The organism is Chitinophaga sp. 05T412, from assembly GCF_056396465.1.
In genome coordinates this window covers 124829-147743 of sequence record NZ_JBFTLN010000008.1, presented here as the reverse complement: position 1 = coordinate 147743, position 22915 = coordinate 124829, and the positions used below count along the sequence as shown (strand labels likewise).

24 protein-coding genes are annotated in these 22915 nt (G+C 46.1%); 15 read left to right on the top strand and 9 right to left on the bottom strand.

Going from position 1 to position 22915, the window contains the following annotated elements; all coding sequences use genetic code 11:
* The first annotated feature begins 103 nt into the window (after positions 1–103).
* The 4 genes from AC1DFM_RS18735 (at position 104) to AC1DFM_RS18720 (ending at position 4426) form a co-directional block, all read left to right on the top strand.
* Positions 104–547, top strand: a complete 444-nt coding sequence (locus AC1DFM_RS18735; protein ID WP_477078272.1) for a hypothetical protein — start codon at positions 104–106, stop codon at positions 545–547.
* A gap of 89 nt (positions 548–636) precedes the next feature.
* A complete protein-coding gene (locus AC1DFM_RS18730) occupies positions 637–2175 on the top strand; it encodes an acyl-CoA carboxylase subunit beta (RefSeq protein WP_477078271.1) in 1539 nt (512 codons plus the stop codon).
* A 185-nt stretch (positions 2176–2360) separates the two neighbouring features.
* Complete coding sequence (locus AC1DFM_RS18725; RefSeq protein WP_477078270.1) at positions 2361–3200, top strand: UbiA family prenyltransferase; 840 nt, start codon at positions 2361–2363, stop codon at positions 3198–3200.
* 125 nt (positions 3201–3325) lie between these two features.
* Positions 3326–4426: a M42 family metallopeptidase gene (locus tag AC1DFM_RS18720; RefSeq protein WP_477078269.1), complete on the top strand. Its 1101-nt coding sequence runs from the start codon at positions 3326–3328 to the stop codon at positions 4424–4426.
* 121 nt (positions 4427–4547) lie between these two features.
* On the opposite strand, the gene AC1DFM_RS18715 is transcribed toward AC1DFM_RS18720, so the two are convergent.
* From AC1DFM_RS18715 to ytxJ, 4 genes are all read right to left on the bottom strand, one after another.
* On the bottom strand, positions 4548–5312 hold the full coding sequence (locus AC1DFM_RS18715; RefSeq protein ID WP_477078268.1) for a hypothetical protein: 765 nt from the start codon (positions 5310–5312) through the stop codon (positions 4548–4550).
* A gap of 195 nt (positions 5313–5507) precedes the next feature.
* Positions 5508–5933: a type II 3-dehydroquinate dehydratase gene (gene aroQ / locus AC1DFM_RS18710; RefSeq protein ID WP_477078267.1), complete on the bottom strand. Its 426-nt coding sequence runs from the start codon at positions 5931–5933 to the stop codon at positions 5508–5510.
* 36 nt (positions 5934–5969) lie between these two features.
* The gene (locus AC1DFM_RS18705) at positions 5970–6551 is read right to left on the bottom strand and encodes a UbiX family flavin prenyltransferase (RefSeq protein ID WP_477078266.1); all 582 of its coding nucleotides are present in this window, start codon (positions 6549–6551) and stop codon (positions 5970–5972) included.
* Between the two features lie 105 nt (positions 6552–6656).
* Positions 6657–6989: a bacillithiol system redox-active protein YtxJ gene (gene ytxJ / locus AC1DFM_RS18700; RefSeq protein WP_477078265.1), complete on the bottom strand. Its 333-nt coding sequence runs from the start codon at positions 6987–6989 to the stop codon at positions 6657–6659.
* Between the two features lie 310 nt (positions 6990–7299).
* Between ytxJ and AC1DFM_RS18695 the strand changes: the two genes are divergently transcribed.
* The 10 genes from AC1DFM_RS18695 (at position 7300) to AC1DFM_RS18650 (ending at position 17730) form a co-directional block, all read left to right on the top strand.
* A complete protein-coding gene (locus AC1DFM_RS18695; protein ID WP_477078264.1) occupies positions 7300–8661 on the top strand; it encodes a UDP-N-acetylmuramate--L-alanine ligase in 1362 nt (453 codons plus the stop codon).
* A 33-nt stretch (positions 8662–8694) separates the two neighbouring features.
* Positions 8695–9468, top strand: coding sequence for an exonuclease domain-containing protein (locus AC1DFM_RS18690; RefSeq protein ID WP_477078263.1), 774 nt, complete (start codon positions 8695–8697; stop codon positions 9466–9468).
* A 72-nt stretch (positions 9469–9540) separates the two neighbouring features.
* Positions 9541–10281, top strand: coding sequence for a polyprenol monophosphomannose synthase (locus tag AC1DFM_RS18685; RefSeq protein WP_477078262.1), 741 nt, complete (start codon positions 9541–9543; stop codon positions 10279–10281).
* Positions 10282–10359: 78 nt separating this feature from the next.
* A complete protein-coding gene (locus AC1DFM_RS18680; RefSeq protein WP_477078261.1) occupies positions 10360–11235 on the top strand; it encodes a DMT family transporter in 876 nt (291 codons plus the stop codon).
* A gap of 57 nt (positions 11236–11292) precedes the next feature.
* Positions 11293–14136, top strand: a complete 2844-nt coding sequence (locus AC1DFM_RS18675) for an alpha/beta hydrolase family protein (RefSeq protein WP_477078260.1) — start codon at positions 11293–11295, stop codon at positions 14134–14136.
* A gap of 227 nt (positions 14137–14363) precedes the next feature.
* Positions 14364–15047: an ATPase gene (locus tag AC1DFM_RS18670; RefSeq protein ID WP_477078259.1), complete on the top strand. Its 684-nt coding sequence runs from the start codon at positions 14364–14366 to the stop codon at positions 15045–15047.
* A 130-nt stretch (positions 15048–15177) separates the two neighbouring features.
* On the top strand, positions 15178–16017 hold the full coding sequence (locus AC1DFM_RS18665; protein WP_477078258.1) for a DUF6597 domain-containing transcriptional factor: 840 nt from the start codon (positions 15178–15180) through the stop codon (positions 16015–16017).
* Between the two features lie 53 nt (positions 16018–16070).
* Positions 16071–16523, top strand: a complete 453-nt coding sequence (locus AC1DFM_RS18660; RefSeq protein WP_477078257.1) for a GNAT family N-acetyltransferase — start codon at positions 16071–16073, stop codon at positions 16521–16523.
* Positions 16524–16565: 42 nt separating this feature from the next.
* Positions 16566–17069: a cupin domain-containing protein gene (locus tag AC1DFM_RS18655; RefSeq protein WP_477078256.1), complete on the top strand. Its 504-nt coding sequence runs from the start codon at positions 16566–16568 to the stop codon at positions 17067–17069.
* A 43-nt stretch (positions 17070–17112) separates the two neighbouring features.
* Positions 17113–17730: a DUF4230 domain-containing protein gene (locus tag AC1DFM_RS18650; RefSeq protein ID WP_477078255.1), complete on the top strand. Its 618-nt coding sequence runs from the start codon at positions 17113–17115 to the stop codon at positions 17728–17730.
* A 73-nt stretch (positions 17731–17803) separates the two neighbouring features.
* Here AC1DFM_RS18650 and AC1DFM_RS18645 read toward each other — a convergent pair whose 3' ends face one another.
* A complete protein-coding gene (locus AC1DFM_RS18645; protein ID WP_477078254.1) occupies positions 17804–18523 on the bottom strand; it encodes a hypothetical protein in 720 nt (239 codons plus the stop codon).
* Positions 18524–18775: 252 nt separating this feature from the next.
* On the opposite strand from AC1DFM_RS18645, the gene AC1DFM_RS18640 reads away from it, so the two are divergent.
* Entirely contained in the window at positions 18776–19096 is a 321-nt protein-coding gene (locus AC1DFM_RS18640) for an RNA recognition motif domain-containing protein (RefSeq protein WP_079468754.1), read from the top strand.
* Between the two features lie 190 nt (positions 19097–19286).
* Here the strand turns inward: AC1DFM_RS18640 and AC1DFM_RS18635 are convergent, their stop codons facing one another.
* From AC1DFM_RS18635 to AC1DFM_RS18620, 4 genes are all read right to left on the bottom strand, one after another.
* Complete coding sequence (locus AC1DFM_RS18635) at positions 19287–20612, bottom strand: dihydrolipoamide acetyltransferase family protein (protein ID WP_477078253.1); 1326 nt, start codon at positions 20610–20612, stop codon at positions 19287–19289.
* A 70-nt stretch (positions 20613–20682) separates the two neighbouring features.
* A complete protein-coding gene (locus AC1DFM_RS18630; RefSeq protein ID WP_477078252.1) occupies positions 20683–21930 on the bottom strand; it encodes a CinA family nicotinamide mononucleotide deamidase-related protein in 1248 nt (415 codons plus the stop codon).
* Between the two features lie 4 nt (positions 21931–21934).
* On the bottom strand, positions 21935–22357 hold the full coding sequence (locus AC1DFM_RS18625; protein WP_477078251.1) for an acyl-CoA thioesterase: 423 nt from the start codon (positions 22355–22357) through the stop codon (positions 21935–21937).
* Positions 22358–22399: 42 nt separating this feature from the next.
* Positions 22400–22807 (bottom strand): DoxX family protein, encoded by a 408-nt coding sequence (locus tag AC1DFM_RS18620; protein ID WP_477078250.1) that lies wholly within the window; start codon positions 22805–22807, stop codon positions 22400–22402.
* Positions 22808–22915 lie beyond the last annotated feature (108 nt).

Sequence of the window (22915 nt, the reverse complement as noted above, 5' to 3'; positions counted from 1 at the left end):
CTAGCCGCAGGAAGTAACAATTGTAATAAAAAAACGTTTTGAAGATAAGCTATGGTGCTAACTGAATATTTGTATATTTCCTAAATTAATGTAGGTTTGTTTTATGAAGAAAATTCTGTTTCTACTCCTGGTGGTGGGCTTCATTTATGCCTGTAATAAGGATAAAATTGGCACCCGCCCTATTATATCCTTCAAAAGTTATTCAGTGGATAGCATTACACCATTTACCAACGACCTGGTGGTAACCATGAATGTGGAAGACGGAGATGGAGACATTGAGGATACCCTGGCGATTGCCCCCCTAATCAAGAGCCACCAGGGATCAGACACCCTGTGGGTAGGAAGAAGAATGCCTGGTATCGGGGGTAACAATGGTAACAGAATAAAAGGAGAGATACAGATTCAGCTGAAAAGTATCGAATTCAGAGTTTCCAGCGATCCGGCAATGCCCAAGGATAGTATCCACTTCATTGTATTCATACGGGACAATGCAGGACATATCAGTGATACCGTCGCTACACCTAAAATGCCGTATCGGGCCCAATAATTAGTTAAATAACTTACATTTACAACATACCAGGGATTCCTTTAGTAAAGGAATCCTTTTATTTTTAGCGTTCTTTTGATTTTAGGCATATGGATAAAATAACAGAATTACAGGCAAAAATGGCCGAAGCGATGTTGGGCGGCGGTGAAGTACGAATTGCGTCCCAACATAAGAAAGGTAAGCTAACCGCCCGGGAAAGACTGCAACTCCTCATGGATGAAGGATCTTTCGAAGAACTGGATATGCTGGTCACTAACCGTAACCGCGGACTCACCGCCGATCAGGAACAATTCCTGGGCGATGGCGTTGTAACCGGCTACGGTACCATCAACGGCAGACTGACCTACGTTTTCTCGCAGGACTTTACCGTATATGGTGGTAGCCTCTCTGAGCCACATGCCCGTAAAATCTGTAAGGTCATGGACCTGGCCATGCAAAATGGCGCGCCTATTATTGGATTAAACGATAGTGGCGGCGCACGTATCCAGGAAGGAGTGGTGAGCCTCGGTGGCTATGCCGACATCTTCTACCGCAATACCCGGGCTTCCGGTGTGATCCCGCAGTTATCTGCCATCATGGGCCCCTGCGCCGGCGGCGCCGTATACTCCCCTGCCATCACCGACTTTATCCTGATGGTAGAACAAACCTCCTACATGTTCGTAACCGGGCCTAACGTAGTAAAAACCGTTACACATGAAGAAGTAACTTCTGAAGAACTGGGCGGCGCGCAAACCCATGCTGCTAAAAGCGGCGTAACACACTTTGCCTGCGCCAATGAAATAGAATGCATCCAATATCTTAAACAGCTGCTGAGCTACGTTCCGCAAAACTGTGAAGAAACTGCGCCCGTATACCCTTACGAGCCCGGCAACGAAATCAGGGAAGTCCTCAACACGCTGATACCGGCCAATCCCAATCAGCCGTATGATATGAAGGACGCCATCGCGCAAATTACGGATACCGACAGCTTCTTTGAAGTACATAAAAATTTTGCGGAAAACATGATCGTGGGCTTTGCCCGCATCGCCGGCAGAAGCATCGGCATTGTTGCCAATCAACCCGCCCATCTGGCGKGAGTATTGGACATCCACGCTTCTGTAAAAGGCGCCCGCTTCACCCGTTTCTGCGATGCCTTCAATATTCCCCTGCTGGTGCTGGTAGACGTACCCGGCTTCCTGCCCGGCACCGACCAGGAATGGAATGGTATCATCACCAACGGCGCTAAACTATTATATGCACTCAGCGAAGCCACCGTTCCCAAACTGACCGTGACTACACGAAAAGCTTACGGCGGCGCATACTGCGTAATGAATTCCAAACATATCGGGGCCGATATGAACTTCGCGTTCCCACAGGCAGAAATCGCCGTAATGGGCGCAAAAGGAGCCGTAGAAATTATCTTTAAAAAAGAAATTGATGCCGCCCCAGACCCTGAAACCCGCATGAATGAACTGGTAGCCGACTACCAGGAAAGATTCGCCAATCCCTACCTGGCAGCAGAAAAAGGATATATCGATGAAGTCATTCAACCGGACCAAACCCGCATCAAACTCATCAAAGCCTTCAAAATGCTGGAAAATAAAGTGGTGAATATGCCAAGAAAAAAACACGGCAATATACCGCTCTAGCGTTTAGCTATTAGCCTTTAGCTGTTAGCAAATGTAACGGAGATCGTCTGATATTTTCCGCCAGCACTTGCTAATAGCTAAACGGCGATATACCTTTGTAGCTGCTGGCAAATGCAGCAGACCATACAACATGCTCTCCGCTGCATTTGCTAACAGCTAAAAGCTAATGGCTAAAAGCTAACTCCATGTTTCGAGGTATTTTCAATTTCATACTTTTCACTTCGATCTATATTTCGTTGTGCGCGCTGTTGATGATCTGGCAAACCAATCAACTGCTGGCGCTACATTATCCCGAAAATACCTTCTACTGCTTTGTTTTCTTCTCTACTATCTGTAGCTATAATTTCCATTGGTACCTGACACCGGGCACCTATTCTGCCTCCGAAAGAATACGCTGGGGCGATCGTCACCGTACACTGATGCTGGTGCTTTGTGGTATTGGCGTCATTGGCTCCTTATGGTTCTTCTGGCAACTGCGCGAACACTGGCTGGTACTTTCCGGTAGCGCCATCCTCACCTTTTTATATTCAGCCCCCAAAGTACCCCATCCGGCCTTTCGCTGGCTGAGCAAAATAGCCATCGGCAAAACACTGTTTCTCACCTTTGTATGGACCTATGTGACTACCCTGCTTCCCGCACTGATAGCCGGAAACTTTGCTATCACGCCACTGGTACTACTCACCCTGCACCGCTTCTGTCTCATCTACGGCATCTGCATTTTGTTTGATTACCGCGACCTGGAATCTGATAAGCAGGAAGGTATCCGCAGCCTGATTACCATGCTGGATCTCAAAAACCTGAACCGGCTTTACTTCTTCACGCTATTAATGGCAGCGGTGTGCGCTGGACTTATGGGCCCATTCACCACCCTATTGGCCATTATTTCCCTGATGATTCCTGTAGTAGTAACTGCCCTGCTGACCAACAAAGCACACCTGAATGCATCAGACTATCTCTTTTACTTTGTACTGGACGGCTGTATGGCACTATCCGCGGCCATATACTGGATAGCGATTAGCTTTTAGCAGTTAGCTATTAGCCATGCTACGAAGATCACATAATATAATTATTCGCTGCATTGGCTAATAGCTAACTGCTAAAAGCTAATCGCTAAATCGCTACCTTTGTGCGATCAAAATTTCCACAGAACATGTCCAAAAAGCAAAAATCAATATTCAACAAGGAATCATTGGCATTCCTGGAAAGTTACCTGAATAACCCATCTCCTACCGGTTTTGAGAAAGAAGGACAAAAGCTTTGGCTGAAATACCTGACGCCTTACATTGATGAACATTTTGTAGATCCGTATGGTTCCGCCGTAGGAGTGATTAATCCGAAAGCCGAATTCAAAGTGGTCATCGAAGCGCACGCCGATGAAATTTCCTGGTTTGTCAACTATATTTCCCCGGAAGGATTGATCTATGTAATCCGTAATGGCGGCTCCGATCAACAGATCGCACCTTCCAAACGGGTGAATATCCATACAGAAAAAGGTACCGTGAAAGCTGTCTTCGGCTGGCCGGCTATTCATACCCGTATCCGCAGCGGCGACGGTAAAGAACCACAACCGAAAGTAGAAAACATCTTCCTGGATTGCGGCGCCCGTTCCCGTAAAGAAGTAGAAGACCTGGGTATACACGTTGGCTGTGTATGTACGTTTGAAGATGGTTTTGAAGAACTGAACTACGACTACTACATCTGCCGCGCCATCGATAACCGCATTGGCGGTTTTATGATTGCAGAAGTAGCCCGCCTGCTGAAAGAAAAGAAACAACAGCTGCCTTTCGGCTTATACATTGTAAATGCCGTACAGGAGGAAGTAGGATTACGCGGTGCGGAAATGATCGCCAAACGTATTAAACCTAACGTAGCTATCATCACCGACGTTACACATGATACCACTACCCCGATGATCAATAAAAACATTGAAGGGGAAATCAAATGTGGCGGCGGTCCCAGCATCACTTATGGTCCGGCGGTACACAACATCTTACGTGACCTCATTATCAAAACAGCAAAGAAAAATGAGATCCCGCATCAGCTGCATGCCGTTAGCCGCAGCACCGGTACTGATACCGATGCTTTTGCGTACAGCAATGATGGCACCCCCTCTGCGCTGATCAGCTTACCCTTACGCTATATGCACACCACCGTGGAAATGGTGAAGAAAGATGATATTGAAAATACCATTCAGCTGATTTATCAGACCCTGCTGAATATTACACCGAAGACGAATTTTCAATACTTGTAGTAATAGCAGAAAGCATAAAGCATAAAGCAAAAAGCTATTGTAGCGATTGATGATGGCGAATATTATATACGMTTTGATCAATCGCTACAATAGCTTTTTGCTTTATGCTTTCAGCTTTCTGCTATTTAAAGAAGTCTGCCGCTCTGGTAGTTTTCTCTACCCACGCTCCTGAAGACGCCTGCAATACATACTCACTCAATCCTACCCTGTTTACTCCTGGCGCCCAGTCATAGGTATATCCCATCCGGGTCCATGGATAATGCGCATCTGTTGCAGAAGTCAACGGACGATAGTACGCGTAAACAATGTAGTTGTTAAACCAGGTAGTATAATTCGCTGGTAAACCTGGAATTAACACGGCGCCGGCGGTTTTGGTGGTAATGTCCGGATTACCTGCCGGGCGATACAAGCGCGCTGCTTTCACCCACATCGTGGCAATATGTGTATTGCTTTTGGCATTAGCAGGCGGCAGTCCTAACAACTGACATATCCGCGCAATCGTGTCGGAGCTGGCCGTGAAAGAAGGCCCTATCTTGGTCTTCATCTGTTTAGGTATAAACAGCCAGGATTCGCCCCATACATTCGTGATAGAATCACCTGCCGGATAGCTGTCCGGATACTTCATAAACGTGCCCATTAACACATACTGCTGACCGTTAATTGTTTTCCATTGCAGATCCGTATTGTCTGCAGTGATAGGCCATAACGCAGTAGATATCTGGCTGCTATCAGCCACCATTGCATTTTGTATGGCCTGTGCATACAACTGATCCATGGAAGGAGTTGGGGTTACAGGTGTATCATCATTTTTATTACATCCTGTAAAAGCTACAGCTGCCATCAAAAAAGCAGCAGGCAGTAAACTGCGGGAAAAGAATTGTTTCATAGAAGTGGTTTTCTGGATACTGGTTATTTAAATCGAGTGCTGCAATTAAATGTATTTCAAGGAAATAGACAAAAATTATCTTGAGCATAAAGCAAAAAGCAAAAAGCTATTGTAGCGATTGATCAAAGCGTATATAATATTCGCAATAATCAATCGCTACAATAGCTTTTTGCTTTATGCCTTATGCCTTCTGCTTTACAAATCGGCCATGCTGAAATATTCCACGCCCAGCTGGTATCCCTTCAGTCCAAGACCACAGATACAGCCAATACATTTAGGTGCGATCAGTGAAGTATGCCTGAATTCTTCACGGGCATATACGTTGCTGATATGTATTTCCATTACTGGCGTTTTAATGCCGGCAATAGCATCGCGGATGGCGATAGAAGTATGTGTATAAGCGCCTGCATTCAGCAGAATACCATCGTAAGAAAAGCCCACTTCATGCAGATAGTTCACCAGCTCTCCTTCTACATTACTCTGGAAGTAAGTAAAGTTAACTGCCGGGAATTGTTTTTGCAGATGTTTAAAATAATGTTCGAACGACTCGCTGCCATAAATGCCTGTTTCACGCTTACCGAGCAGGTTTAGGTTAGGCCCGTTGATGATAGCTATTTGCATGATGATGGATATAAAATGAAAGATGTATGAAGGTAATTAATCCTGTTGATGATTGCTATCACTTCCCCAGCGGTAGGTTTGCTGGTCAATACCTGCCAGGTCAATAATACGGTCTACCACCGTAGCTGCCATTTCTTCCAGGCTGTTGGGTAAGCTGTAGAAAGAAGGCGTAGCCGGGCAAATGATACCGCCCGCCATGGTCACGGCTTCCATGTTTTTAATATGTATCAGGTTGTATGGCGTTTCCCTTACTACACAGATCAGTTTTCTGCGTTCTTTCAGCACTACATCTGCAGCACGGGTAATAAGGTCATTGGAGATGCCGGTGGCAATGCGTCCTAAAGTACCCATTGAACAGGGGCAGATGATCATGGTATTAAAACGTCCGGAACCGGAAGCAAATGGAGCGTGGAAGTCTTGTTGGGTATAAAAGCGAAAGGGTAATTGTTTATAATCTTCATCTCTCAGTTCCGTTTCCCAAACCGTTTTGGCATTTTCGGTCATCACTACGGCTACCTGATCCAACTGCGCATGTGCTGCCTGCAGCTTTTGCAGCAACTGGCGTGCATAAATAGAGCCACTGGCTCCTGTAACTGCTACTACTATACGATGTTTCATTGGCTATGCTATTGATATTGCAAAGCTAGCCTATTTGCGGGTATTGACAGCACTTCTTTATTACCGGGCAATGCAACAGACCCGGCAGGTATAAAAAGGGAAAGATTATAACCCGGCCTGGGCTACAATTTCATCCATCAGGATGCCACTGTGACTTTCATTGTAAACACATTCGCCATTACGGATCAGGAGTACCTGGGGAGATTCATGCTCTACACAATACATTTCCGCAATTTTATTGGATACAGGACGATAGGAGATAAGGTCCAGGTAATAAAACGTTAACCCCTCCGGTTCCGCTGCCCGCTCCAATCTGGCTTTAGCCATCGAGCTAATTGAGCACCGTGTACTGTGTTTAAAAATAGCTATCGGCTGATTTGCTGACACCGTGTTGATTTCAGATAGCTGTTCCTCGCTGGTTAACGTTTTCCAATTCATTTTAACATGCTTTGTTATGTTCTATCGCAGGCGTTTTGGCCATTCCCCTCATTGGACACCCTAATTTCTGATGGCTTGCGCAGGACGTTAAGAAAACAGCAAAGATACAAACCATAGCCGTGTAGCCCAAAATTCTTACATAAGATTGCATACTGGGAGATTTATAATTTATAACTAAAACGAAATTTCACAGGAAATATGATACGACTACTTTTTTAATCGTTCTTTGTAACGTTATTTTGCAAATATAGAAAATACATTAAAAAAAACAACAATGTAATTTTCGGATTTCCCGAAAATCTCCAGCGTTATGACAAAAGTACATTTTATTGCCATAGGCGGCAGCGTAATGCATCAATTAGCCATTGCGCTCAAAAATAAAGGTTACCAGGTAACCGGTAGTGACGATGAAATTTTTGAACCGGCACTATCGAACCTGCAACAGGCAGGTATTTTACCCGCCACCACTGGTTGGGACGCCACCCGGATAACGCCGGACTTAGACGCTGTCATCCTCGGTATGCACGCCAGGGAAGACAATCCCGAGCTGATAAAAGCCCGGGAAATGCACCTGAAAATTTACTCTTTCCCAGAATACATCTTCCAGGAAAGTAAAAATAAAACACGGGTAGCCATCGGTGGCAGTCATGGTAAAACTACCACCACTGCCATGGTTATGCACGCGTTACAATACAACCACCAGGCATTCGATTACCTGGTAGGCGCTAAACTAACCGGCTTTGCCCAATCGGTAAACATCACCGATGCCCCTGTCATCGTTTGCGAAGCAGATGAATACCCTGCCTCCGTCATCGAAAAACGGCCCAAATTTCATTTCCTCCATCCCCAGATTGCCGTATTAACCGGTATCGCCTGGGATCATATCAACGTATTTCCCACTTACGATATCTATAAAGAACAGTTTGCCATTTTTATCCGGCAAATGGAACCCGGTCAGGTATTGATTTATAATGCGGGAGATGAAGAACTTGTTGCGCTCGTGGCCGCTACGGGCAGCCATCTGCAGCTCCTGCCCTATGGCCTGCCCAAACATACCATCGAACAGGGCGTTACCCGGGTGTATTTCGGCGATAACAGCACCGCACTCGAAGTATTCGGCGACCATAACCTCCTGAACCTTCACGCCGCCAAACTGGTGTGTAACCAGCTCGGCGTATCTGACGCTGATTTCCTGGCAGCCATCGCCTCCTTTACCGGCGCGGCCAAGCGCCTGGAACTCGTCGCTAAAAATGAACATTGCGTCATTTACCGCGATTTCGCACATGCGCCTTCCAAGGTGAAAGCCACCATGGAAGCCACTAAACACCAGTTCCCCCAACGGAAACTGATCGCTGTACTGGAATTACATACCTATAGCAGTTTAAATGCTGATTTCCTGGAACAATACCATCATGCGCTGGATACCGCCGATATTGCCGTAGTATTTTACAGCAAACATGCCCTGGAAATCAAGAGAATGCCCGATCTTGCGCCTGAATTAATTGCACAGCGCTTCGGAAGAAACGATCTGCACGTATTCAATAACCGCGAAAAACTGGAAGCATTTTTATCCGCTCAAAATTATCAGGACACAAACCTGCTGTTAATGAGCTCCGGTACATATGATGGCCTTGATTTCAGCAAACTAAAGGAATTACTGCCGAACAACTAATCAACTTACTAAACAATTACTAAATACTAAATAATGCCTTCTTTGCTCCTCAAAAGGCCGCTGGCCGTCATCGATCTCGAAACCACCGGTACCAACGTGGCTGCTGATCGTATCATTGAAATTGCTATCATCAAAGTGTTTCCGGACAAAACAACCCAGTCCAAAGTGAAACGCATTAACCCCGGAATGCCGATCCCCGCCGGATCAACAGCAATTCATGGTATCAAGGACGAAGATGTAAAAGATGCTCCTACCTTCAAACAGGCCGCCCACGAACTCAAACAGTTCATGGATAACTGCGACCTGGCCGGGTACAACTCCAATCGCTTCGATATCCCCCTGCTCGTGGAAGAATTCCTCCGGGCCGACATAGAATTCGATGTATCTAAACGCAAATTCGTAGACGTACAACGGATTTTCCACCTGATGGAAAAACGTACCCTCGGCGCCGCCTACAAATTCTACTGCGATAAACAACTCGAAAACGCCCACAGCGCCGAAGCAGATGCACTCGCTACCTACGAAATTCTGGAAGCACAGCTGGGCCGCTACGAACAACTACAAGAGGATATCGACTCCCTGGCTGATTTTACCAAGGAAGAAGATTATATCGACTTTGCCCGCCGCCTCGTTATGCAAGGTGGAAACGAAGTGTTTAACTTCGGGAAATACAAAGGCCGCCCCGTAAGAGAAGTACTGAAAGCAGAGCCACAGTACTACGACTGGATGATGAAGGCTGACTTCCCACTCAATACCAAACAGAAACTGACGGAAATCTTCCATAATATGATGTTAAAAAAAATGTAATGTTAACCCGGAACGTCATATCTTGCGCCGGAATTGAATTATTTTCGCAGTCCAAAAATATCATCTGCTGAATTGGAAAAGCTTGTCATCATTCCTACGTACAATGAAAAGGATAACATCCGGAACATCATTGACGCTGTATTTTCCTTACAGGAGAATTTTCATGTCCTCATTGTGGATGACGGATCACCTGACGGTACCGGTGCTATTGTAAAAGAATTACAACAGCAACATCCAAACGAATTATTCCTGGAAGAAAGATCCGGCAAACAAGGTCTGGGTACAGCTTATATCCATGGCTTTAAATGGGCACTGGCCAGAGGTTATCAGTACATTTTTGAAATGGATGCCGACTTCTCCCACAATCCTAAAGACCTCATTCGCCTGTATGATGCCTGCGCCAAAGGCGGTGCAGACCTGGCCGTAGGTTCCCGCTATGTAAAAGGCGGCAAAACGGAAAACTGGCCATGGGACCGCGCTGTATTGTCTTACGGCGCCTCCATCTACGTAGGCATGATTACCTGGATGCCCGTTAGGGACCCAACAGCCGGATTCGTTTGCTACCGCAACACCGTGCTGGAAGCCATTAACCTGGACCAGATACAGTTTGTGGGCTACGCCTTCCAGATTGAAATGAAATTCACCGCGTGGAAACTGGGCTTCAAAATCAAAGAAGTATCCATCACGTTCAAAGACAGGAAAGAAGGCTATTCCAAAATGAGCAAAGGCATTGTAAAAGAAGGTATCCTCGGGGTACTTAAAATACAATGGCAGAGCCTTTTCAGGAATTATGCGAGAAGAGTAAAGAATTAATTAATATACATAAATAGGTGTTTAGGGATTTGTTCATTTTATCAGATGAACAAATCCCTAAATACATTAAGTGGGTTCATGAAAAAGGCATTCATCCAGCTGCATATCTCCGTATTTCTGGCTGGCTTCACCGGTATTTTGGGAAAGTTGATTACCCTCAATGAAGGGCTGTTAGTGTGGTACCGGTTACTGATTACCTCCGTTACTTTATTTGTATTGTTCAGGCTCCAGGGTACCTTTAAAAAGCTTCCCTGGAAAGATATTCTGCCCATCGGCGCCACCGGTGTGGTAGTAGCCGCCCACTGGCTTTTCTTTTATGGTAGCATTAAATATTCCAACGTATCCATTGGCGTGATCTGCTTTTCCATGACCAGCCTCTTCACCGCCATTTTCGATCCGCTGATTAACCGGCGCCGCTTCGATGTGGCTGAAATGCTGCTTAGCCTGCTCACCCTGGCGGGTATCCTGCTCATCTTCCACTTCGATACGCAATACCGGACCGGTATCATACTGGGCATTATCTCTGCCATGTTTGCCGCCCTGTTCACCGTTTTCAACAAACGACTCATCAAACGCTTTGATACCTCCACCATTACCTTCTACGAACTATCAGTAGGATTTGTGGTATTATCACTATTTCTCCCGTTCTATCTTCATCGCTTTCCCGTGGCCACCATCCTGCCTTCCGGCATGGACCTGCTCTACCTCCTCATACTGGCCTGGTTTTGTACGGTACTCATGTACTTACTCAGCATGAATGCGCTGAAGAAAATTTCGCCGTTTACCGTCAATCTGTGCTTCAACCTGGAGCCGGTGTACAGCATCCTGATGGCCTTTGTACTGTTCCAGGAAAACAAACTCCTGAACAATGCCTTCTATGCTGGCTTAAGCTGTATCATGCTTTCCGTAGGATTACAGATGCTGCGGGTAGCCAAAGGCCGTACATCAAACTAATCCGCCCGATTAGCGGCAAATCAGTATTTTACCTGCTGTATTATTATTTTAGCACTTATGAGAAGAGTTTTTTTAGGAATATCCTTTCTGGGATGTTCCCTTTTTACCTATGCGCAACAAGCAGCTAAAAAGCCGTTGGATCACAGTGTGTATGACAGCTGGCAAGGCATTGGCAGTAAACTGATTAGCAATAACGGACAATGGATCGTGTATACCGTAGCTGTTCAGGAGGGAGATGCCAACCTCGTGATCTATGACCGCAAAACAGGTCAAACCACGAACATTCCCCGTGGTAGCAATCCGCTCATCACAGAAGATTCCCGTTTCCTGGTCTGCCACATCAAACCATTTTATAAAGATACCCGCGAGGCGAAAATCAAAAAGAAAAAGGCGGCAGAAATGCCGAAAGATTCCCTGGCCATCATCACACTGGGCCAGCCGGATATCCTGAAATTCCCCGCCGTAAAATCGTTCAAAGCACCCGAAAAAGGCAGTGGCCTGATGGCTTACCTGGTTGAGAAACCAGCAGCCGATACTGCCAAAGGGAAAGGTAATAAAGCACCGAAAGACTACGCAGATATTGATCGCGCAGACGATGATAAAGCCGGCGACAAAGCTGCTGAAAACGGGACCCTCATCATCCGGCAACTGCTGTCCGGTCAACAGGATACCGTTAAAAATGTAAAGGAATACGCCTTCAGCAAACCCGGTAACCAACTGCTGATAGAAACCGGTACCGACAAGAAAGACTCCCTTTCCCGCAATAGCGTACTCCTCTGGCATACCGCTACCCGCAAAGCAGATACCCTCAGCCGCAACGCCGCTGACTACAAACAATTTGCTTTCGATGAAAAAGGAGAACAAGCCGCCTGGGTAGCTACCGCCGACGGCGAAAAAGTATTGCAACCACTGTATAAACTCTACTACTTCAAACCCGGCCAGGACAGCGCCCGCGAAGCAGCCGCTAAAAACAGTACCGGTATCCCGGCCAACTGGAGCGTGAGCGCCAACGGCTCCCTGTCTTTCAGCAAAGACGGACAACGCCTGTTCTTCGGCACCGCTCCCCTCCTCCCGGTGAAAGACACGAACATCGTAGATTTCGAAGTAGCTAAAGTAGATATCTGGAATTATAAAGATGACTATCTGCAACCCATGCAATTGAAAAATGCAGATAAAGAACTAAAGAGAAGCTACGCTGCTGTATACTACCCTGCCGGCAACCGTCTCGTACAACTGGGCGATGACAACCTGGAAACCGTGCTCACCGCAGCAGAAGGCAACAGCACTAACGCACTCGGCTACACGGATAAGGGCGAACGCATTGCCCTGCAATGGATCGGTCGCACCAAAAAAACGGCTTTCCTCATCAACACAAATGATGGCACGAGAAAACAGATCAAAGAAAAGCTGGATGGTAACTTTTATCTATCTCCCAATGGTAAATATACTTACTGGTACGACCTCGTAAACAGACAATGGTTTAGCTATGATAACGCCAACGGTACTACGATAAATATCAGCAAAGATATTCCCACCAAAGTATTTGATGAAGAAGATGATCATCCGGATGTACCTGAAGCCTATGGCATCGCAGGATGGATGAACAACGATGTTGCCGTGTATATCTACGATCGTTACGATATCTGGGAAGCAGATCCCACCGGTAAAAAAGCACCGGTAAACATCACCCAAAACGGACGAAAAGAAAAAATCCGCTACCGTTATCAGCGCCTGAATCCGGAAGAAAGATTTTTCACGCCCGGGCAAACACTGATGCTCACTGCATTTCAGGAAAGCACCAAATACAACGGCTTCTATCAACTGGAACTGGCCGGTAAAAACGGTAAAGTAAAACCTGTCAAACAAATCGTGTTAGGCCCTCACACCTATGCTGATTTACTGGAAGCTAAAAACGTACACGCCTATACGTTTACGCGCAACAATTACGAGCAATCGCCCAACATATTTACCGGCGACAACATCGCGCAGGCTACGCAGATCAGTCATACGAATCCACAACAGCAAAACTATAACTGGGGCACGGCTTCCCTCTATAAATGGACAACCTTCAGTGGCAAACCATCCGAAGGTATTCTCTATAAACCGGAAGACTTCGACTCCACCAAACAATATCCTGTTCTCTTCTATTTTTATGAGAAGTTAACAGATGGTCTGTACAGCTATCAGGCGCCGTCGCCTACGCCATCCCGACTGAACATCTCCTTCTTTGTAAGTCGCGGTTACATCGTATTTGCACCAGACATCAGCTATGAAAATGGCTACCCTGGCAAAAGCGCGTACGACTACATTGTAAGTGCCGCAGAAGACCTCGCGAAAAAACCATGGGTAGATGGCAAAAATATGGGAATACAAGGTCAGAGCTGGGGCGGCTACCAGGTAGCCTACCTGATCACGCAGACCAACCTGTTCAAAGCCGCGTGGGCAGGCGCTCCCGTAGCTAACATGACCAGCGCCTACGGAGGTATCCGTTGGGAAAGCGGTATGAACAGGCAGTTCCAGTATGAACATTCTCAAAGTCGTATCGGCGCCACCTTATGGGATAAGCCGGAACTCTACATCGAGAACTCTCCGCTCTTTAACCTGCCACGTGTAACTACGCCGGTAGCCATCATGTCTAACGATGCAGATGGAGCAGTACCCTGGTACCAGGGCATTGAAATGTTTACCGGTTTACGTCGTTTAGGCAAGCCCGTTTGGTTGCTGAACTATAACAACGAAGCGCATAACCTGATGCAACGCCAGAACCGCAAAGATATTCAGCGCCGGGAACAACAATTCTTTGATCACTTCCTGAAAGGTGCACCAGCACCACAATGGCTGGAAAGTGGCGTTCCTGCTACCGAAAAAGGCATTAACTGGGGCTGGGATTTACAACAGTAAAAATCACTTTGAATAATTGAACGCTACAAGTGCTTTGGTGCTTGTAGCGTTTTTTGTTGTTATCGGGAGATGGGAATAAAGAAGTGGTGGCTGATTATACGAGATAAAACCAATAGCGACTTGACCTGGAGAGTTGTTATGATAAAGGAATGATCATATTGCTGTTAATACGTAAAATTTAAGGGGTAAATAACGGGTATGGGTAATCGTTAGGGCATCTTTGCGGCATGCCTCAGTTATACATTATTGCTGGTTGTAACGGCGCAGGAAAAACCACGGCCAGCTACACAATACTGCCTGATATACTAGCCTGCCATACGTTTGTAAATGCCGATATCATTGCGGCAGAAATTTCCCCTGGTCATCCGGAGAGCGTAGCATTAGAAGCGGGCAGAGAAATGTTGAACAACATTCAACTACTCGTGAAAGAAAAAGTGGACTTCGCCTTTGAAACAACATTAGCGACTAAGAGTTATACATCTCTCATAAAAAATGTAAAAAAAGAAGGCTATACAGTTACGCTACTTTACTTCTGGCTTGATTCACCAGACCTTGCAAAAAGAAGAGTGTTAAAAAGAGTACAGGAAGGCGGCCACAATATTCCACCAGAAGTCATTGAAAGACGATATTACAGAGGTATTGAAAACCTGCAGAATTTATATATTCCCATTTGTACAAACTGGATGATTATCAACAGTACCACTCCTGCTTCCCGTGAAGTGGCGCTGGGGAGCAAAGCCGGGCTAAAAGAATTTAAATTTCTATCCGACAAAATAATGCACGGCCTCAAAATAGCAATGCGCAAAATGGTGGAAGCCAAAGCCGCCAATAATGAAAGCCTGGTTATCAGTGATGGAAAAGGTAACATGCTTGATGTTCCAGCTAAAGATTACCTGCGCACCATGAAATAGTCCCTCCGCCCACAAATATATTTTTGATAATATAAAACATTTAACATATATTTACAATAATGTCGCCACTTTAGTATATGGTGTGAATTGCAGCGATAGCGATATCCCTTAACACCACATTATTGTACCTATGAACTTCCATATCTACTATCCAGCGGATGCATTACGTCCTTTTGTAAAGCAATATTATTTCTGGGAAGACAATACCAGAGGCACTATTCAGCTACCACAAAACCTGTTTGCCCTGGGCGATCAGTACCTGGTTTTCATCCTGGAAGGAACGGCAGAAATCAAACCTTTACATCACCGGGCATTTACGTTACCAACCAGCTCCGTACTGGGGCACCTCACCTGCGCGTGTCAGCTACAGGTACAGGGACCTGTGAAAGTAGCCGTCGTACAATTAAATGCGTATGGCTGTCACCGGCTGCTGGGCCTCGATGCCGCCAGCTTCACCAATTACTACCGCAACCTGGCTTGCACAGAGCACCCGCTTTGGTGCGAACTACTCAATAACTTATCTCAGGTAACGGAACCTAAACAGGTAGAAGTCCTGCTGGATGATGCTTGCCTGCAAGCGCTCAACAGCCAGTCTGATAACCTGAAAACGGTAGACGACATGGTAGACTACCTCCTGATCATGCAAGGCAATGTGGAAGTAACCGCGCTCTCCAGCCGTTACGGTATGTCCCGTCCTACGCTGGAGCGTCTTTTCAGTACCATCGTAGGGATTCCGCCACAGCTCTTTGCCCGGATGATCCGGTATAAAGCGGCACTCAGCTCTTTACGCCAACTGAATCTGCCGGAGTGGCAAACACCTATTACCGCTACGGCCTATTACAACCAGGCCATGTTTATACAGGACTACCTGATGTTTAATCACGAAACACCTTCTTACTTTGCACCCGCTGCTGCGGCTACTATTGCACATATGCCGGCTGCCGGACACCATGTGGCAGTAGCTAGCTAGTCAACACGAAATAAAAATATTACCTTAATTTAGTGAGCTAATGCTAACTAAATATGGAAACCATTGCAGTAAAAGAAGGGGCATACCATATCAGTACCGACAAAGCCCTGCTCGACCTGAACGCTATCTATGACTATCTGTCTAAAGAATCTTACTGGTCGCAAAACATTCCTTTCGACATCGTTGAAAAATCAATTGCAGGTTCACTGTGCTTCGGCGTATATGAAGATGATAAACAGATAGGTTTTGCCAGGGTAGTGACAGATGGCGCCATATTCGCTTACCTCGGCGATGTATACATACTGGAAGCCTATCGCGGTAAAGGCCTCTCTAAATTCCTGATGCGTACCATTTTGGCCCATCCCGATCTGCAGGGATTAAGACGTTTCTTACTCGTTACGTCTGATGCACACGGACTATACCGGCAGTTTGGTTTCACCGACATCAGCAACCCGGACAAATTCATGCATCGCCATAACCCTGACGTATACACGAAAAACGCATAATATTTCCGTTTTTTCCTTAATTTACGACTATAACTAGCCGCTATGGAATATTCTGCCGCTCACTGGCGTGAACAACTGCAATTACAGTCGCATGTAGAAGGCGGTGCCTTCCGCGAAACCTATCGTTCCGATTGGGTATTGGATATGACGACGCTGCCAGCAGGTATGAGCGGCAACCGCAATGCCTCTACCTGCATTTATTTCCTGCTGGAATCGAACGAATTTTCCGCTTTTCACCGCATTGCGGCAGATGAGATCTGGCATTTCTATGATGGACATACCCTCACCATATACGAAATAGGCCCGGGAGGCAAACTCCTGACGCACAAACTGGGACGTGATATCGCTAACGGCGAAAATCTGCAGGTGATCATCACCGCCGGCAACTGGTTTGCTTCCCGCGTGGAAGTACCCGGTAGCTATGCTCTCACCGGCTGCACCGTGGCGCCAGGATTCGACTTCGCTGATTTTGAACTGGCCGGAAAAGCAGCCCTGCAGGCCGCCTACCCGGAACATGCAGCGCTGATCGATAGTCTTACCCGTTAACGGATACGACTACCCACTCCCAACTTTTCATTAATTTACAGGCATGAAAAAAATCCTCTTCGTCGTAATACTGGTTTTATTGGGCGTGCTGATATTTTGGCTGGGCAAACGATTCGGGACCACCAACGTTAGCGAACAGGTTATTTCCAATAGCCTCATCGTCAAAGAAATTGCAGAACTGGCAAGCCTCGACGTACAGGGATCTTCCAGTATCAAAAGAAGTAATGTGGAGAATAACGGCGAGTGGACCGACAACTTCAAGAAAACATTCCTGGAGAATACCATCTGGGTCACCATTCCTTACGAAGCAAAGTTTGGGGTCAATATTGACGAAAAACAGTTCAAGGTGGCAACGACGGATAAAAAGATCATTCTGCATCTCCCAACCCCGCGCCTGCTGAGCTATGAGCTGAAAATCGACAAAATGGAAACCGCTAACCGTAAAGGATGGCTGCTGTTCCAGGACGACGAAACCTATACAGACGTACAGAAAAAATTATATCAAACCTCCCGCGCCCAGCTGGAAAATAATGCCCTTTATATTCAGCAGTCAAAGGATAAAATCAGGAAGGTGATGGAGCAATACTATGCTCCTTTCCTGAAAGACCATACGCTGGAAATACAGTATGAAGGCGAAAGCAAAGCACCTGCACTACAATAACCAGTGCCACGTATAGCCATTACCGGGATAGCAATTATCCCGGCTGCATTACTTCTCCGCTTTAAGTGAGCGCTTATGCGGCCTGTTCTGCAATATATTTCACGAGGCTTCTTTTGGCCACTGGCAGCAGCGTTTCATCTACCGGCAGGACCAATGGCGTTTCCACGCAATACACAGCAGGATTGGGCAAATTGTTTCGCTCGCGTATCAGCATCGTTTTGATATGCCCGATGGTATGCACAAAATCCTTCTTATATTCCTGCACATACTCGGTATGAATACCGCGGAACTTTTCGTCATGCCGCTCAAAGATCGTGAGCCGGTAAGCATATACGCGGGTATAGCTGGCCCGCCCATCGCAGAGTAAGAAATACCCTTCTCTTGTTTCCAATGGAATTAATCCCACCGGAAAAATGCTCAGGTTCCCGGCTACATACTCATAAATCTCCGCCCCTTCCTTTATCGTGTTGTTCAGCTGCGGCAGGGAGTATTGAATAATAGACTCCAGCTCTTCCATCAACTCATCGTCTGCAATCAGCTGTTCATACAGTAACTCCAGCTTCTGCAGATTAACGGCAGTGAGTCGTTTTGGGAACTGCTGCTGTAAAAATTGCTTGTTGTCCCGGAAGGCAACGAGGTTGTTGTAATGGAAAATGATGTCAGCCAGCTGCGGGTAGAGCTTGCTTTCGTTGAAGTAACGGTTGATGTCCTGTAAGTAGGCTAATAGGGTATACTTCTTTAGCTCAAAATCAATATAACCATCAGCAAACCAGGTTTCACTTAACGCTCCCATATCAAATTAATTTAATGGATCTTATACTGAATTTACGAAAAAAAAACCGCAAAACGGAGGGTTTACAGGGCGGGAAAGGGGATTTTAAATAATATTTATATCACTGTGAAACTTCATCCTACAAAGGATCTAACTAAGATTATAGTAGTAAAAAAGAGGGTAATAACAAAAATATTTTAAACGCGACTTTTTTATTAGCGTAATTTTCATAACTTCAGTATATTATTTTTCATTTTTTTAATTTCAGTTATCATGAACATTTACGTAGCCAACCTGCACTATAGGTTGAACGATGAGGATCTCCATCAGATTTTCAGCGATTTTGGAGAGGTTACCTCCGCGAAGGTTATCAAGGACCACGAAACTGGCCGCTCACGTGGTTTCGGCTTTGTGGAAATGCCTAATCAAGAAGAAGGCGCGAAGGCTATGGATAGTTTGAACGGCAGCGAAATCGAAGGTAAGCAATTGATGGTAAACGAAGCAAGACCTAAACAACCGAATAATAATTTCAAAGGTGGCGGTGGCAACAACCGTGGCGGCGGAGGATATGGTTCCCGCGACCGTCGTTATTAATAATCATCCCCTTTATTCGGCACAAAGGAACTGAGAGGGACGCTTCGTAAGAAGTGTCCCTTTTTTTAGCAGAAAGCATAAAGCCGAAAGCATAAAGCTATTAAAGCGAATGAACTTTGCGAGTTAATATACGCATTGGTCATTCGCTTTAATAGCTTTATGCTTTCGGCTTTTTGCTTTTGGCTCTTTATTATATTCCTCTTTTAGGATCGAAGTTTTCCAGCTCCTGCGCTACGGCAGTGAGGAAAGTAGCACCCAGGGAACCGTCTACAATACGGTGATCATATGACATCGACAGGTACATCATGTGACGGATACCAATGGTATCTCCTTCCGGTGTTTCAATCACCATCGGACGTTTCTTGATAGCACCTACCGCCAGGATAGCTACTTGTGGCTGGTTAATGATAGGCGTCCCCATCAGGCTACCAAAAGTACCAACGTTGGTCAGGGTAAAGGTACCGCTCTGGGTATCTTCCGGTTTCAGCTTATTGGTACGGGCAGCATTGGCCAGGTGATTCACCTGTTTGGTAATACCCACCAGGTTGAGCTGATCAGCACTCTTAATCACTGGTACAATGAGGTTACCGGTTGGCAAAGCTGCCGCCATGCCGATATTGATATCTTTCTTAATAATAATTTTATCACCGTCCAGGGAGCAGTTGATCAGCGGGAAACGCTTGATGCACTTCACAATCGCTTCAATAAACAGCGGGGTAAAAGTAAGCTTCTCTCCTTCGCGTTTTTCAAATTCTCCTTTTACACGATCGCGCCATTTCACCAGGTTGGTTACATCGGCTTCTGCGAAGCTGGTCACATGCGGGCTGGTTTGTTTACTCATCACCATGTGGTTGGCGATCAGCTTACGCATACGGTCCATTTCTACAATTTCCACGTTACCGCTATAAGTAGGCGATGCCACGGTAGTAGGAGTGGTTACCACTGGCTGACGGGAAGTAGCCACTGCTGCAGTTACCGGTTCCGGCGTTACATCAGGGATAATCTTTCCTTCCTTACGGTCGGCCACATACTGCAGGATGTCTTTTTTGGTAACACGGCCATCATTGCCGGAGCCTGGAATCTTTTCCAGGTCAGCAAAGCTGACACCTTCCTGCTGTGCGATGGTCAGCACCAGCGGAGAGTAAAATTTAGCGCCACCAGCGGATACCGCAGTTTCAACAGCCGGGGTATGGGCAGGCGCTGTGGTAAATTTTGGTTCAGTAGCCACTGCAGGCGCTGCAGGTACTACAGGTGCAGTTGCCGCCGCTGCATCGGCATTGGTATTAATACGGGCAATGACAGTACCTACTGCCACCACATCATTTTCGTTAAAGAGCACTTCCGTGATCTCTCCTTCTGCGATAGAAGGGACTTCGCTATCCACTTTGTCAGTGGCAATTTCAAGTACGGTTTCATCCACTTTTACGTGATCGCCCGCCTTTTTATGCCAACGCAAAATGGTGGCTTCCATGATGCTTTCCCCCATTTTTGGCATTACCAATTCTACAATGGCCATAAGATTGATTTTTGCTTTAGTGCGCGACAAATTTAAGGGAATTGTACCAATTCAAAAGGTCCCAATATCCCTATTCCAGAATGAGTTTGCGCAGCTCATTCATAGCATATACAGCCGTCATCTGTGTATTCCGTTCCCGGTCATACCGCAGCTGAAATTTTACCGCATTCACCTTGTCCCTGCTGCCTACAGCCACCCATACTGTGCCCACTGGCTTTTCCGGCGTGCCACCGTCAGGTCCCATAATGCCCGATACCGCAATGGCATAATCTGTATCCAGCAGCTGCAAGGCACCCGCTACCATTTCCCTTACCACCGCTTCACTCACTGCCCCTTCTGCTGTCAGGGTGGCCTTCTTCACACCTAATACTTCTTCTTTGGTCTGATATGCATACGCCACTACGCTGCCTTTGAAATAAACCGAACTACCCGGAACTGCCGTGATCCAGCTGGCAATCAACCCGCCGGTACAGCTTTCCGCCGTAGCTACCGTTTTGTTTCTTTCTTTCAACAACTGTCCCAACACCTCTCCCATGGTAATATCCTGATCTGTTACCACAATATCTGATAACAAGTCCTTCATTTCATGAAACAATATACTCACTTCCGCCGCAACTGATACTTTGTCTTTACCAAAGGCGGTTAAACGCAGTTTCAGCAGGCTATAGCTAGGCAGATACGCCAGCTTTACATGTGGCGGCAACTTCGCCTCAAAGTTCACCAGTCGCTCCGCTACAAAAGACTCTCCCATACCGGAAGTAATCAATGTTTGATGTATCACCGCAGGTGTATGGAAATGCTGCTTCAGTTGCGGCAACACATAGCTTTCCATCATACCCTGCATTTCATGTGGTACACCGGGCATCGATACATAGATCTTCCCATTTTTCTCAAACCACATCCCTGGCGCGGTTCCTCTTTTATTGTCAATCACCGTACAGAATTCCGGCACCATGGCCTGATCCAGGTTACGCTGCAGAACAGGTAATCCCCGGCTTTCGAAAATGTGCAATACATTGGCGAGGGCTGCCTGATTTTGCACCAATCTCGTATTAAAGTAAGTGCAAAGCGTGGGCTTGGTAATATCATCTGCCGTAGGCCCTAATCCCCCGGTTATCAACACAATATCGGAAGCCGCCGCTTCTTTCTCCAGCGCTTCCAGTATATCTTCCTTTATATCGCCAATGGCTACACGGCGATGCACCCAGATACCCATCGCATTCAACTGCTGCGCCATCCAGGCGGAATTGGTATCTATTGTTTGTCCTATCAGCAACTCATCCCCGATAGTAATAATACTGGTTGTGATCTTATCCATGATACTAAAGGTTATTTTCAGGAAAGAATGGCAACAGCCGCTTCTTCAACTCTTCCGGTAAACCAGCTTTCCCTTTCGTTTTCACATCAATGAATACCAATGTAGTAACGCCTACGTTTAGCAATTCATTCTTCTCGTTATACAACTCGCTGTGAAACTGTATCTTAGAGCTCTTAGGCAACTCCCGGAGTGTAGTCTTTACCGTTATAAGGTCGTCATAATACGCCGGTCGCAGGTACTTCACATTCAATTCGGCTACCGGCATTATCACACCCTGATCTTCCAGTTCCTTATAGGTAAAACCCAGCTCCCTGATAGCTTCTGCCCTTCCTACTTCATAATACAGTCCGTAATTACCGTAATAAAGATATCCCATCTGATCTGTTTCACCATAGCGCACCCGAATCGTTGTTGTACTGATAAACATGGTTCCGTCCTCTTTTATACCTGAAAAAAATACTTGAAAACTTTATTTGCCCAGTGCTCCGTCAATGGAGAACTTACCGGGACCTGTAAATAACAACGTCACAAATGCGGCCAGAAAAAGAATCGGTAATTCTTTTTCCGGGATCGGCTTAGACGCGGAAATCATAAAAATAATAACACTCATACAAATCACCAAAGGAATGGAAGCCAGTCTGGTCAACAGTCCCATGATAAGCAACACCGCACAAAACACTTCTGCAAAAACGGTCATACCCAAAGAAATTTTATGGCCTACACCTAAAGGATCAGGAAAAGAATTCATTTTGGCAGTAAAATTGATCAGCTTGGGCCAGCCGTGCATTAATATCATTCCTCCGAATACTACCCGGAGTACCAGCATAGAAAAACTTACGGCGCCATTAGTGTAACCGGTTGAGAACAGTTTTCTCATAGTAGGTAAGGTTTTTGTACTTAAAATTATTTTTCGCAAGATAAATGAATAGACTTTGCCTTGCTCCCGGAGTTATCCACATTGTTGGAAACGCAATCTGAAAAGAAG